Source organism: uncultured Rothia sp. (assembly GCF_963544205.1).
Taxonomy (GTDB): domain Bacteria; phylum Actinomycetota; class Actinomycetes; order Actinomycetales; family Micrococcaceae; genus Rothia.
On sequence record NZ_CAUUDY010000009.1, the window covers coordinates 43,568 to 56,754 of the forward strand.

Genomic DNA, 13,187 nt, shown 5'->3' on the forward strand with positions numbered 1-13,187 from the left:
CGTCCTCGCTCCTACAGGGGCACCCGCCCTCGCAGAGCTCGGGCACCCTGATGTCGCTACGGACAACACCGCCTTTCCGCGCTAGGTTCCCGGCTTAGCTTGCGCTGTGAACGGCAAAGAGCCCCCACACGATTACCTCGTGTGGGGGCTCTTTGCTTGTGCTGCAGGTGCAGCCGTGTTTTCCGGAAGCGCCCTCAGGGTGTCAACCCGGACGCTCTCCGCAGCGAAGCAAGGAGAGGACGGAGCGTCCGGGTGACGGGTGCCCCTGCGTAGGCGCGGAGGAAACATGCGGCGCACCTACACCTGAGTAGGAGCGAGGACGAACACCGCCATCCGCAAGCTCACAATCTAACGCTTGATGGCGTCCAGCGCCTCACGCTGAGCCTTCGCAATGCGCTTCTCAGACACCGTGTAGGCGGTGCCGAGCTCCTGTGCGAAGAAGCTGACGCGCAACTCCTCAATCATCCAGTTCACGCGGCGGAGCGCATCCGGCACGATGGTGCCTGCCGGTAGTGACTTGACCGCGTTATCGTAGGAATCCTCCAGATCCTGTACGGTGAGCATGAGCTGGTTGTCGCGGTGCAGGTTCGGGCCGAGCTTGGTCAGGCGCACCTGGGCGGCCTTGAGATAGCGCGGCAGGTGAACCAGCTGGTCGTATCCGGTTTGTGCGACGAATCCGGGGTAGACCAGGTTTTCCATCTGTGCCTTCACGTCGGAGACGGCGTGCATGGTCGTCAGCGAGGTGGCCTTCTTGATGGCCTTCTTCAGCGCGGTGGCTTCGGAGAGGATTTCGGCAACGAGCTTGGTGACGTCGAAGACCGTCTCGATGAGTTCGGCGCGCACGTGCTCGTAGAGTTCGCTGTATTCGGCGTGCGTGAAGATGGGCGTGTGCGGCACGAGGTGGTCGAGTGCCGCGACGGTGCAGTCGCGGATGAGTTCGTCGATAGAGCCGTGCGGGTTCTGCGTGAAGACGATTTTCTCCTTGTGGGAGAGGTGTTCGCTCACGTAGCGCACGGGCGAGGGTACCTGCAGCTGGAGCAGGCGGATGATGCCGCGGCGCTGCGCGTGCAGCTGCTCGGCCTCGGTGGGGAAGATGCGCAGGCCTACGCTGGTTTCTTCGTCGACGAGGGCGGGGTAGCCGTTGACCGCCTGGGTCGCGATGACACGCTGTACCTTGCGGGGGATCTCTCCGTTGGGGAACATGTCGGCGGGGAATTCGGTGAGGCCGCTGATTTCGCGTACTCCGCCGGATGCATCCGCGTTGGCAGAGGCACCCGGGTTCTTCGCGCCCTTCTTAGCAGAAGCCGCGGAGCTACCCGAGCCGCCCGAGTTGCCAGAATCGCCCTGCGCGAGCGCAACCATCTTCGCCATGGCCTCGTCGGATGCGCCGAGCGAGTCGGCGAGGGCGCTGCGAATCTCCTTGTGCAGCTGCTGCTGCAGGGCTCGCAGGTCCTTGCCCTCGCCCAGGATCTTGTTGCGGGCGTTGCGCACCTGGAAGCCCATTTTCAGGTGCTCGGGCACGGCGTCCCAGTTGAAGGCTTCGGGCTCGACGACCACACCGCGCAGGCGGCGCAGTACGAGCGCGAGGGAGGGGAGTAGCTCGTCGGTTGCGGGGGAGTAGTCTTCCTCGAGGGCAGCGCAGGCGGCGCGCGCCACGTCGGGTGCGGGCACGAAGTTGCGGCGAATCGCCTTGGGGAGGGACTTAATGAGCGCGGTGACGAGCTCGTGGCGCAGGCCGGGAATCTGCCAGCGGAACGGTTCGGGGCTCAGCTGGTTCAGGAACAGGATGGGTACCTGAACCGCCACGCCATCGCGCTTGGCGGCGTCGGTGCGGGCGCCTCCCACACCGGCGGTGGGGGCGTATTCGTAACGCAGGTCCAGGGTGAGTTCGCCGCTGTCGGTGCGCTGCACCCACTGGCGCGGGAACTGGGAGTCGTCGTAGTCGGCGGCCTCCTCGTTGATGAGCTTCTCGGGGTTGAAATCCAGGTAGTTGTCGTCTTCGAGACGTGCCTGCTTCCACCACTTGTCGAAGGCGCGCACATCCGTCACGTGGGCGGGGATGCGGGCATCGTAGAAGGCGAAGAGCACGGAGTCGTCCACGCGCAGGTCGCGGCGGCGCAGGCGTGCCTCAAGCTCTTCGACCTCGGCGAGGGCGCGCTGGTTGCGCAGGTAGAACTTGTGCTGGGTGTGCCATTGACCTTCGACGAGGGCGGACTGGATGAAGATTTCGCGGGCCGCGGCGGCGTCCACACGGGCGTACTGCACGGGGCGGTCGGCGTAGATGGTCAGGCCGAAGAGGGTGCCCTTGGCGTAGGCGACTGCCGCGCCGGAGCTGAGGGACCAGTGCGGTTCGGAGTATTGCACGCTGATGAGGTGCTTGCCGATTTCTTCGATCCACTGCGGGTCGATGGAGGCGTTGGTGCGCGCCCACAGGCGGGAGGTTTCGACGAGTTCGGCGGAGAGTACCCAGTCGGGGCTCTTTTTGAACAGGCCGGAGCCGGGGAAGATCGCGAACTTGGTGCCGCGTGCGCCGAGGTATTCGCGGGGGCCGCGGTTGCGTCCCTTGGAGTCCTTTTCGCGTTCTTCCTTGACGCCCACGTGCGAGAGCAGGCCGGAGAGCAGGCTCTTGTGGATGTCGACTTCGTGGGCGGAGGCGTTAATATCGCGTCCGCCGCTGGCGTGAATGTTGGCGGTGCGTCCCATTTCGCGCAACTGGGCGAAGAGATCCTGCCATTCGCGGATGCGCAGGTAGTTGATGAACTCGCGGTGGCACATCTTGCGCAGCTGCGAGGAGGACAGCGCCGCTTGCTGCTCGTTGATGTAGTCCCAGAGCAGCAGGAAAGAGGAGAAATCGGAGGTGTCGTCGACGAAGCGGGCGTGCATCGTGTCGGCTTCGGCACGCACGTCGGCGGGGCGTTCGCGCGGGTCCTGGATGGTCAGGGCGGCGGCGAGCACCATCATTTCCTTGGCGCAGTTGCGGCGGCCACCCTCGATAATCATGCGGGCCAGGCGCGGGTCCACGGGGAATGCCGCCATGGCTCGGCCGATGGCGGTGAGGGTTGCGCTGTTGCCGCGGCCCTTGCGGGGCTGGCGGGGGCGTTCGGTGAGCGCGCCGAGTTCGCGCAGCAGGTTCACGCCGTCGTTAATGGCGCGGGATGCGGGCGGCTGCACGAACGGGAAGCGCGAGATGTCGCCGGGTTCGCGCACCACGCCGATGGCGATCATCTGCAGGATGACGGCGGCGAGGTTGGTGCGCAGAATTTCGGGGTCGGTGAACTCGGGGCGCGAGTTGAAGTCTTCCTCGGAGTAGAGGCGGATTGCGATACCGTCGCTGACGCGGCCGCATCGACCGGAACGCTGGTTGGCGCTTGCCTGCGAGATGCGTTCGATGGGCAGACGCTGCACCTTGGTGCGTGCCGAGTAACGCGAGATGCGCGCGGTGCCGGTGTCGATGACGTACTTGATGCCGGGTACGGTCAGCGAGGTTTCGGCGACGTTCGTGGCGAGCACGATGCGGGGGCGGGAACCGGGGGAGAACACACGGTGCTGCTCGGCGAGCGAGAGACGCGCGTACAGGGGCAGCACCTCGTAGTTCAGGCGCGGCGACTTGAGAACCATCGCCTCGATAGCGTCCTTGGCGTCGCGGATTTCGCGCTCGCCGGAGAAGAAGATGAGGATATCGCCGGGCGCTTCCTTGGAGAGCTCCTTGATGGCGTCGAGGATGCCGTCGGTGGGGTCGTGGTCGTCTTCGATTTCGTCGTCGCTGAGGTAGTCTTCCTCGTCGAGCGGGCGGTAGCGGATTTCCACGGGGTAGGTTCGGCCGGACACCTCGATAATGGGCGGCGCGTCGTCGGGCAGGATTGCTTCGGCGATTTCGCGTTCTTCGGCGCTGAGGTTTTCGTCGACGATACCCTTGCCCGGCACGTAGCTGGGGGAGAAGTGGCGCGCGAAACGTTCCGGGTCGATGGTCGCGGAGGTGATGATGACCTTCAGATCCGGGCGCTGTGGCAGGATGCGCTTGAGGTAGCCGAGGATGAAGTCAATGTTCAGGCTGCGTTCGTGCGCCTCGTCAATGATGAGGGTGGAGTAGCGGCGCAGCAGCTTGTCGTTCTGAATTTCGGCGAGCAGAATGCCGTCGGTCATGAGCTTGATGGCGCTGTGTTCTCCGACCTCGGAGGTGAATCGCACCTGGTAGCCGACGGTTTCACCGATTTTCTGGCCGAGCTCTTCGGCGATGCGTTCGGCGACGGAGCGTGCGGCGAGGCGGCGCGGCTGGGTGTGGCCAATCAGGCCCTTCGCGCCCAGGCCCAGGTCGAGGCACATTTTGGGGATCTGGGTGGTTTTACCTGAGCCGGTTTCACCCGCGATGATGACGACCTGGTTGTCGCGGATCGCGTTCATGATGTCTTCGCGGCGTTCGCTGACGGGCAGCTCTTCGGGGTAGGTGATGACCTCGGGAATGAGCGGCTCGTAACGGCGCGGTGCCGGGCGGTTCTCCTGCTCGCCCTGGCGGTTACCGTTGTTGCCGCCCTGCTGGTTGCCCTGCTTGCGGGCGCGGTTGTTGGCGCCTCCGCGTCGGTTGGAGCGGGAGGCGTTGGAGTTGCGTTCGGATGCGCCGCCGGAGGAGTTCTTGCGGTCTGCGTTATTCTTCGGGGCGCTGTTCTTCTGCGCACCCTTCTTCGGGGCGCCGTTTTTTACCGCGTTGTTCTCAGTAGTTTTATCTGCGGCTTTTTCGCCGGTTTTTTCGGAGGATCGTACCTTTGCCGCGTGGATTGCGGCTGCCATGCTCGCCATGGTGGGGGCGGTGCGGGGCTTAGCCGAGGAGGGGCGCTGGGACTTGGAAGTATCTGCGTGTTTCTTCGTGGATTTCTGCTCAGACATATCCTATCCAGTGTACTCGCCTTGCCCGCGGTGGGCTTGGGCTGTGCTTTGTTTGTCATATTTGGGTTTGTTCGCGGGTAACCAGAGCGGGCGGCGGCGGAATACCGACCCCGGGTGAGCAATTAAGTTACAATAAATAGCATCAAATACTATCTAAAAAGCTAATAATTATTCATTTATATTTTAGGTACCGCAGATGCGAATTAACTGCGCTTCTTAGCTTTCTTTCGATAGTTTCGTTCAACTGCTACAGTGGTGAATAACACAGTAACGAAGGAGTGACTATGCCATCACCAAAGACGTACCCGGCAACGCGTGCTGCAGTGTTGGATTGCTGCGAAGACGGACAGCACGAAGAAATTCACCACCGCTGCGAAGAACTCTTCCAAGCTCTCGTTCACGCGAGTCTGCGCACCCACTTCGACCGCCTCAGCGCCGAAGAGACCCTCTATCTGGTCACCGGCGACGGCGAGCGCGTACAGATTTCCCCCGAAATGTACGGGCCCCTCACCTCCGTAGCGCGCGCATTCGCCGACCGCAAGGACGTCTGCGTGGTTCGCCAGGACCGCCTCATGACCACGCAGGAAGCGGCAGACTACCTGGGCGTATCCCGCCCGACCGTTGTTCGTCTGCTGGAGCGCGGAGATATTCCGTTCGAGCGCATTAACACGCACCGTCGCGTTGCTTTTGACGACCTCGAACGCTACCGCCTCGAGCACGAATACGTGAACCGCCGCGTTCGCTAAACCCGCATCTGGTCGATTACTTTCTGATCAATCACTCAGACCGGACAGTACGGTTTTAGATAGCGCAGTTGGGCTATACAGCGCGGTTGAGAAATCGCAGCATCTGCTGAACAATATCGGGGCTAAAACAACGCGAATCCCCGTGTTCGGCATCCGGAACCAGCACCAAATCGGTAGGCACCTGCCGCGTGCGCAGCGCCTGATACACCCGCACCGATTGCTGGTACGGCACACACGAATCACTAATACCGTGCACGAGCATCAGGGGAGTGGCATCGCCGCTGGCTCCCTGTGCAGGGGCACTTTCGATCTTATTCACTCGTTTCTGGGGGCGTACCGCATCAATAGGATGCGCACGCTCCCAGTTCTTTTGGGCGCGCTCAATGGAAACACCCGAAACCGCCCGCTCACCCGCGGAGGCGTCGATATTAGACATGTCTGCGGGGACCGGGTGGGTGCTTCCCAGTAGTCGCCATTCCGCCCCGTCATCCTCGGGATGGTCGAGGGCGTAACCAGCCAGAGGACGATCGGTGAAGATGGTCCTCAAATCGCTGACCCCGTAAAACGAAGCCGCCGCCGCCACCTGCGAACTATGGGACGGGTAGGCGCTCGCCGCCCTGCCCTCGAAGTATTCGTCGTGCTCGGGCGTGCTCGCATGATTACCGGCGGCGGAATTCTCAACGGCGGAATCTCCCGTATGCGCAACCATCATGCTCAGGTGCCCGCCGGCGCTTCCACCCGCTACCGCAATGCGCTGCGGATCAATGCCGAACTCGGCTGCTTTGGCGCGGAAGAAGCGCACCGCCTCCTTCACATCGTGCAGGGCACCGGGGAAGAGCGCCTGATGTGAATACCGGTAGTTGATGGAGGCGACCGCCCAGCCTGCCTGCTGGAAAGCGGCGCGCATGAGCGCCTGGGTGTTGGGCTGCTCCCCGGCGGGGGTGCGCAGGACGGTGTCTCGTAGTGCCTGGTTGGTGCCGAAGCGCCAGGCGCCGCCGTGAACCCACACCAGTAGCGGCGCGGGGGAGGAGATATCCGCGGTCGCGGGGAAGAAGTCGTAGGCGAACGCCTCGTGAGTTACCGGCGACTGCGCGCCGTAGCCGGGCAGCGAGTGGGCATCGTAAAAGCCCGCCTCGCGGTAAAAACCGGAGCGGTACTCGGTACTCTCAACGGTGGGTGTGCCCTCATGGGTCAGCGCGCCCTCAGTAGCCGGCGCGCTCTCAAAAGTCTGCATAGATCAGCGCCGCGCTAGGGAACCAGCACGATCTTGCCGCGCGTGCGTCCGGTCGCCACCAGAGCGTGAGCCTGCGCAGCCTGCGAAAAATCAAGCACCTGATCCACGTGCACTTTCAGCAAACCCAGGGACATGAGGCGGGCAATCTCCTGCATCTGCACACGGTCCGGGTGAACCGTCAGCCACTGCGCCTCAAAGCCACGCTCACGCGCCACGTCCAGCGGGTCGGGGCTGGTCAGGGTGACAATACGGCCGCCGGGGACCAGCACCTCCAGCGAATCGAGGAAGGTCTGCTTACCGGTGGAATTGAGCACCACGTCCATGGTCTGACCCAGCACGGCGCGAAAATCTTCGGTGCGGTAATCAATGGGCTGGGCACCCAGCGAGCGCACAAACTCGTGGTTTGCTGCGGAGGCGGTCGCAAAGACCTGAGCGCCAGCATGCGCCGCCAGCTGAACGGCGAGGTGGCCGACGCCTCCGGCACCGGCGTGGATGAGTACGCGCTCGCCCTCCTTCAGCTGCGCCACCTCAAAGAGTGCCTGGTATGCGGTCAGAGCCGCCAGGGGAGTGCCGCCCAACTGAGCGCAGGGAACATCGGCGGGCACCTTCACCAGCTGGTGTGCCGGGGCGAGAACATACTCGGCGTACGCACCGGCGGGGGAGGGGAAAGAAACAAGACCAAATACGCCGTCGCCCACCTTAAAACCCGTGTAGTCGCCGGCGGTGGCAACCACGGTGCCGGCAACATCCCAGCCGGGCACGAAGGGCTTGTACGACGGGTCGGCAAGCTGTGCGGCAGGGCCCAGACCCTTGCGGGTGGTCAGATCAATCGGGTTCACGCCGGCGGCAACCGTCTTGATGAGCACGTGACCGCGCACCGGCGAGGGGATAGGCACGTTTGCTTCGTGCAGAACGCTTTCGTCGCCCCATTCGGTGAGCTGAATCTGGCGCATGGTGGTCATCGGGTTACCTCCGCTGTTGTGGCTTGAAGCCGTGCTGATGTGACGGGTGTGCGCGTTTTCCCATTCTCTCAAGGCTGTTAGCGTTGCCACAACAGGCAGGCGGGTAGTGTCCACCCTCTGAGGTTGAAGAGGGTGTTGCCCGGCATAAGATGTTCAACAACCAGGCTTAGCCGTTAAATAAAAAGGAGCCGATACCCGAACAATACGCCTCGGATATCGGCTCCCGTGTTCCCTCTCGAATAAGAACATCGTGCCCCTGAAAGGATTCGAACCTTCGACCCCCAGTACCGGAAACTGGTGCTCTAATCCGCTGAGCTACAGAGGCAACCCACCTATGGTATCAGATATGCACTAGATAAAGGGTCAGGCACCTGCCAAGGCTTGCTAGAATAGTTTGTTATGACTCCTGAAGAACTCTCCGAAGCCATTGCGCTTGCCCTTGAAGAAACCATTTCCTCCGGCCAGCTGACCCTCGTGGAGGGCGCTGAACTGCCCGCCGTCCGAGTGGAGCGCCCCAAGTCCCGTGAACACGGCGACTGGGCAACCAACGTCGCTCTGCAGCTCGCCAAGAAGGTGGGCAAGAACCCGCGTGAGGCAGCAGCTCTTCTGGCAGAGAAGATTAGCGCCATCCCCGGTGTTGCATCCGTAGATATTGCTGGCCCCGGCTTCCTGAACATCACTCTGGACGCCGCAGCTGCTGGCGAGCTCGCCGCTACCATCGTTGAGGCTGGCGAAGCATACGGCCGCAGCGACAAGTTCGCCGGTAAGACCATTAACCTTGAGTTCGTCTCCGCGAACCCGACCGGCCCCATCCACCTGGGCGGCACCCGCTGGGCTGCCGTCGGTGATGCGCTCGCCCGCGTCCTTGAGGCTGAGGGCGCTAACGTCGTGCGCGAATACTACTTCAACGACCACGGCACCCAGATTGACCGTTTTGTGCGCTCCCTGATTGCCGCTGCCCGCGGTGAGGACACCCCCGAGGACGGCTACGCTGGCGCGTACATTGTGGACATTAAGGACCAGATTCTGGCTCAGCGCCCCGACGCGCTTGAGGCTGAGAACCCCGAAGAGATTTTCCGCGAAATCGGTACTCACCTGATGTTCGATCAGATTAAGGAGTCCCTGGCGGCATTCGGTACCCACTTCGACGTGTTCTTCCACGAGAACTCCGTGTTCGAAGGCGGCAAGGTGGATGCCCTGCTCGAGACCATGCGTGAGAACGGTCAGCTCTTCGAGGCTGACGGCGCATGGTGGATGCGCACCACCGACTACGGCGACGACAAGGACCGCGTGGTCATTAAGTCTGACGGCAACCACGCCTACGTGGCGGGCGATATCGCCTACTACCAGGATAAGATGACTCGCGCAGAGAACCCCGCCGACGTGGCGATTTACATGCTCGGCGCTGACCACAACGGCTACGTGGGCCGTCTGAAGGCTATCGCCCAGATTCTTGGCTACCGCGCCGACCAGATTGAGGTCATGATCGGTCAGCTGGTGAACCTGGTCAAGGACGGCAAGCCCGTCCGTATGTCCAAGCGCGCCGGCACCGTGGTTACCCTCGAGGACCTGGTCGAGGCTGTGGGCGTTGACGCGGCACGCTACGAGCTGACCCGCTACTCGGTGGACACCCCCATCGACATTGACCTGGGCCTGCTGACTTCCAAGAGCAACGAGAACCCGGTCTACTACGTGCAGTACGCTCACGCACGTACCGCCGCTGTGGCACGTAACGCTGCGGAGGCTGGCGTGAAGATTGAGGACGGCGTGGACACCTCCCTGCTCGACTCGGCTGCTGACGGTGAGCTGCTGGCTGTGCTCGGCCAGTTCCCCGCTGCCGTGCGCGACGCCGCGAAGTTCTACGAGCCGCACCGTGTCAACCGCTACCTGGAGCAGCTCGCTTCGGCGTACCACAGCTGGTACGGTGTCTCCCGCGTTGCACCCAAGGCGGATGAAGAGGTCACCGACCTGCACCGTACCCGCCTGCTGCTGAACAACGCGGCACAGCAGGTGCTGGCTAACGGCCTGAACCTGCTGGGTGTGAGCGCACCCGAGCGCATGTAATACCTTTTCGATTCAACCCCCGACCCGGTGCTACCGGGGCGGGGGTTGAACGCATTGCCCTCAAAGATACTCAACGATAGTTACTGAAAGAGACACGATGAGCGAAGCCCGCACCCTCTACGCCCCTGAATGGCTCACCTACCCCGAGCATCCCGAGGCACTGTCCCGCACCATTTGGACTGATTCCTTTACCCGCAATGAGCAGGGCGAACTCTGCATTGACGGCGTGACCGTCAGCGACCTGGCGGCTGAGCATGGCACCCCGCAGTACGTCTTCTCTGAGACCACTTTCCGCACCCGAGCCCGCTCCTACCGCACTGCTTTTGAACAGGCTTTCGCCGCGCACGGTGCTAAGGTGAGTGTCTACTATGCCGGCAAATCTTTCCTGTCCACCGCGGTGGCACGCTGGGCAACCGAGGAGGGTCTGTGCCTGGATACCGCCTCCGGTGGTGAGTTGGCGTTGGCTCTGCGCGCGCAGGTTCCGGGCGCGAATATCGCGCTGCACGGCAACAACAAGTCGGAGGCTGAAATTGCCCGCGCGATCCGCAACGGCCTGGGCCGCGTGGTGGCTGATTCGGTGGATGAGCTCAAGCTGATTGAGCAGGTGTACGCAGAGCTTGCAACCGAGCGTGTGGCGGAAGGCAAGGAGCCCTACGCCCCGGTTCCGGTGCTGATTCGCATCACCCCCGGCGTGCACGCCTCGACCCACGAGTCCATTGCGACCGCGCACGAGGATCAGAAGTTCGGCATGTCCCTGCAGCCCGGTACTGCCGCGCTCGCCGGTCTGGAAGAGGAAGAGCTGGAGCACTGGGGCGTTGAGGCTACCGACTCTTACGCGGCGCTGGCTGCTGCGATTCTGAACGGGACCGACTCCCTGGATTTCCGCGGTATTCACTGCCATATTGGTTCGCAGATTTTTGAGGCGGAGGGCTTCGAACAGGCGGCAACCACCGCCCTGGAGTTCATGAACCGCCTCAACCGCGACCTGGGCGTGACCCTGCCGGAGCTGGACCTGGGCGGCGGTTACGGCATCGGCTACACCGAGGCGGATCACCCCCGTTCCATTACCGAGGTGACCGAGTCGATTGCGGCTTCCGTCGCGGCAACCTGCGAGCGTCTGGGTATGGCGATTCCGCACATGTCGTTTGAGCCTGGTCGCTCCATTTCGGGCCCCTCGGGCGCGACCCTGTACACGGTCGGCACTATCAAGAACGTGAGCATTGAGGACGAGAACGGCGATATTCGCGTGCGCCGCTACGTCTCTGTGGATGGCGGTATGAGCGATAACGCCCGCCCGGTGCTGTACGAATCGGACTATTCGGTGACCCTGGCGAATCGTGCCCCGGTGGGGGAGCAGGTACTCTGCCGTGTGGTGGGTAAGCACTGCGAATCCGGCGATGTGGTGGTGCGCTACTGCTACCTGCCGGCGGACCTGCAGGCGGGCGATATTCTGGCGGTTCCGGCGACGGGCGCGTACTGCTACGTGCTGGGGTCGAACTACAACTTCCTGACCCGCCCGCCGGTGATCGCGACTGCTGAGGGTCGTCCCTCCCGTGTGATGATTCGCCGCCAGCGCGAGGAGGACATGCTGGCGCTGGATATGGGTTCGGATATATAGAGTTCCGTCCCAGATGCTATGAAACCGTGAAGCTTCCCGTCTCTGCCATGCGCACCGTGAGGTGGCGGTTGCGAGGCGGGGCTTCACGGTTTTGCGTGTTCAAAACTCTGCAGACAATAAGGTTCACCTCATTACTGTGAGGGATACCTCATCTCAGAGAGTAAAAGTCGCAGCTTGAGGCTGCTGAGCCGTCCTCGGCTCTTGATAAAGTGGTTGTTGAGTGCGTGCTCTGCACCGCATCCACGCCTAGCCCGAAGATATACCGGGGCGAACCCGGAACAGACCGTAGAAAGAGACTATCGTGGCTGAAAAGATCAAAGTAGCACTGCTTGGTGCCGGTAATGTCGGTTCCCAGGCTGCTCGCATCCTGGTCGAGGATAACGCTGTCCTTGAGAAGCGCATTGGCGCCCCCGTGGAGTTGATCGGTATTGCTGTGCGCGATACTAATGCATCCCGCCACTGGAATGCGGACCCCTCGCTGTACACCACTGACGCTGAATCCCTGATTGATGCGGCGGATGTGGTCATCGAGCTGACCGGCGGTATTGAGCCGGCGCGCACCCGCATTCTGCGTGCTCTGAAGGCGGGTAAGTCCGTGGTCTCCGGTAACAAGGCGCTGCTGGCTAAGCACGGTGTGGAGCTGCAGGCTGCCGCTGATAAGTCCGGCGCTCAGCTCTCTTACGAGGCTGCTGTTGCGGGTGCTATCCCGATTCTGCGCCCGCTGCGTGATTCCCTGGCTGGTGACCGCGTGACCCGCGTTCTGGGCATCATGAACGGCACCACCAACTACATTCTTGATCAGATGGACACCACCGGTGCTTCTTTCGCAGATGCACTGGCTGAGGCTCAGAAGCTGGGCTACGCGGAGGCTGACCCGACCGCTGACGTTGAGGGCCACGACGCCGCGTCGAAGGCTGCGATTGTTGCTTCGCTGGCGTTCCACTCTGACTTCACTATTGATGATGTGCACACCGAGGGCATTACCGCCATCACCGCTGATGATGTTGCTGCTGCGGATGCTGATGGTTACGTCATCAAGCTGCTGGCTATCTGTGAGCGCGAGGGTGAGGACGGCGCGAACATTCGCGTGAACCCGACCCTGATTCCTCGTCAGCACCCGCTGGCGGGCGTGCACGGTGCGTTCAACGCTGTGTTTGTTGAGGCGGAGAACGCTGGCGAGCTGATGTTTTACGGTCCCGGTGCGGGTGGCGCTCCCACCGCGTCGGCTGTTCTGGGTGACTTCGTGTCCTTGGCTCGTCGTCTGGTGCTGGGTGGCCCCGGTGTTCCGGAGACTTCCCACGCTCAGTTGCACGCAACCAGCCTGGACAACGTGATTTCCCGCTACTCGGTGGGTGTTCTGGTGGAGGACCGCCTGGGCGTTCTGGCGAACATTACCCGTATCCTGGCCGAGCACGGTATTTCGGTGGATTCGCTGCGTCAGTCCACTCCGAAGGAGGGCGCGGCTCAGATTCGTATGGTGACCCACTCGGCGAAGGATTCCGATCTGCGCCGTGCAATTGCCGTGATTGACGCTCTGGACACTGTGCGTGAGGTGAACTCGGTTATCCGCGTGGAGTCCGAGAAGCACTAGGCGCCGAGAATAACTGGGCTCGAAAGCGTTATCTACGTGCGGCACACGCCGCTTACTAAACCTGCGATGTTCGCTTGCGGGCGCATCGCTC

The 13,187-nt window shown here is 62.5% G+C and carries 7 protein-coding genes and 1 tRNA gene; 4 read left to right on the forward strand and 4 right to left on the reverse strand.

Annotated features, from left to right (window positions below):
• Positions 1-348: 348 nt before the first annotated feature.
• Positions 349-4,881 carry an ATP-dependent RNA helicase HrpA gene (gene hrpA / locus RWZ58_RS05985; protein ID WP_314658006.1) on the reverse strand — a complete coding sequence of 1,511 codons (4,533 nt, stop codon included), beginning with the start codon at positions 4,879-4,881 and terminating at the stop codon, positions 349-351.
• 284 nt (positions 4,882-5,165) lie between these two features.
• Between hrpA and RWZ58_RS05990 the strand changes: the two genes are divergently transcribed.
• Complete coding sequence (locus tag RWZ58_RS05990) at positions 5,166-5,627, forward strand: helix-turn-helix domain-containing protein (protein ID WP_049354863.1); 462 nt, start codon at positions 5,166-5,168, stop codon at positions 5,625-5,627.
• 73 nt (positions 5,628-5,700) lie between these two features.
• Here the strand turns inward: RWZ58_RS05990 and RWZ58_RS05995 are convergent, their stop codons facing one another.
• From RWZ58_RS05995 to RWZ58_RS06005, 3 genes are all read right to left on the reverse strand, one after another.
• Positions 5,701-6,861, reverse strand: a complete 1,161-nt coding sequence (locus tag RWZ58_RS05995; RefSeq protein WP_314658007.1) for an alpha/beta hydrolase — start codon at positions 6,859-6,861, stop codon at positions 5,701-5,703.
• A gap of 14 nt (positions 6,862-6,875) precedes the next feature.
• Complete coding sequence (locus tag RWZ58_RS06000; RefSeq protein ID WP_314658008.1) at positions 6,876-7,823, reverse strand: NADP-dependent oxidoreductase; 948 nt, start codon at positions 7,821-7,823, stop codon at positions 6,876-6,878.
• 251 nt (positions 7,824-8,074) lie between these two features.
• Positions 8,075-8,148 (reverse strand) — tRNA-Arg (locus RWZ58_RS06005).
• 74 nt (positions 8,149-8,222) lie between these two features.
• On the opposite strand from RWZ58_RS06005, the gene argS reads away from it, so the two are divergent.
• The 3 genes from argS (at position 8,223) to RWZ58_RS06020 (ending at position 13,096) form a co-directional block, all read left to right on the forward strand.
• On the forward strand, positions 8,223-9,887 hold the full coding sequence (gene argS / locus RWZ58_RS06010) for an arginine--tRNA ligase (protein ID WP_314658009.1): 1,665 nt from the start codon (positions 8,223-8,225) through the stop codon (positions 9,885-9,887).
• A 97-nt stretch (positions 9,888-9,984) separates the two neighbouring features.
• Positions 9,985-11,505 (forward strand): diaminopimelate decarboxylase, encoded by a 1,521-nt coding sequence (locus RWZ58_RS06015; protein WP_314658010.1) that lies wholly within the window; start codon positions 9,985-9,987, stop codon positions 11,503-11,505.
• A gap of 301 nt (positions 11,506-11,806) precedes the next feature.
• The gene (locus RWZ58_RS06020; RefSeq protein ID WP_314658011.1) at positions 11,807-13,096 is read left to right on the forward strand and encodes a homoserine dehydrogenase; all 1,290 of its coding nucleotides are present in this window, start codon (positions 11,807-11,809) and stop codon (positions 13,094-13,096) included.
• The last annotated feature ends 91 nt before the right edge of the window (positions 13,097-13,187 follow it).